The organism is Streptomyces sp. NPDC002690 (assembly GCF_053592415.1).
Genome location: NZ_JBSFVR010000768.1, coordinates 1 through 1,064 on the forward strand (window position 1 = coordinate 1; position 1,064 = coordinate 1,064).

Genomic DNA, 1,064 nt, shown 5'->3' on the forward strand with positions numbered 1-1,064 from the left:
CCCCCGCACCCGCCACCACCCCACCCACCGCCCAACCCGCCACCCAACCCACCGAAGAAACCAAATCCAAAGAATCCGACGGCTCCGGCGGCGGCAAGCAGAAGACCACCGAGGTACCGGATCCGGTCGGCCAGTGGCTGATCAGGCCCGGTGCTCCGGGCAAGGACGAGACCGGCGCCCACCCGCTCAACGCGACCGACGTGACCGGCACCGACGGGCACGGTGGCGCCGGCGCCTTCAACGGTTCGAGCAGCCAGATGATCTCGACGAGTTCGGTGGTGCCCACCGGGCCGGGCAGCGGCTTCACGGTCTCGGCGTGGGTGAACCTGAACAGCACCGGCGGCTTCCGCACCGCGGTCAGCCAGAGCGGGAAGCACAACAGTGCCTTCTACCTCCAGTACTCCCCGGGGGAGAACCGCTGGTCGTTCGCCCGGACACGCTCGGACGGTGGCGCGGACGCCGCGGTTGGCTACCGCGCGCTCTCCCTGGCCCCGGCGAATCTGCACACCTGGACCCATCTGGTCGGTGTCTTCGACGGAGCCACCGGCACCCAGACGCTCTACGTCGACGGCGCGCCCCAGGGCTCCGCGCAGGACCCCTACCCGTTCGCGACGACCGGCGCCTTCATCATCGGGCGGGCCAGGTACGCCGACGCCAACGCCGACCAGTTCGACGGACAGATCAATGAGGTCGAGGCGTGGGACCAGGCGCTCACCCGCGAGCAGGTCGAAGCGTTGGACTGACCTCCCGGGCCGGCGGGTGGGGGGTCGCCACGGTCTCCCACCCATGGCAGGGAAATGAGCGCGCGGTTGACCGCCACGGTGCGACGGGAATGGCCTGCGGGGCACCTTCCGGGGCAGATCTCTCCACCCCGGAAGGACTCGAAGAACGGCTGAGCAGGCACTCCCGGCCACACCCGTAACCATGCTTCCCACAGAGTCCCATGATGGCCCGTCACCACTGATCTACCGTGGCCGGGTGAGCCTTTGGACCTCCCTGGAACCCGCGTCGGCCACGGTCGATCCCGGCAGCAGCACCACGGTGCGCCTGCGTCTGCGCAACAC

General features: G+C 69.6%; 1 protein-coding gene. It reads left to right on the forward strand.

Features of this window, described 5'->3' with window-relative positions:
- Positions 1-743, forward strand: a 743-nt coding sequence (locus ACWD3D_RS37395; protein WP_451465074.1) for a LamG domain-containing protein, incomplete at its 5' end; no start/stop codon positions are given.
- Between the last annotated feature and the right edge of the window lie 321 nt (positions 744-1,064).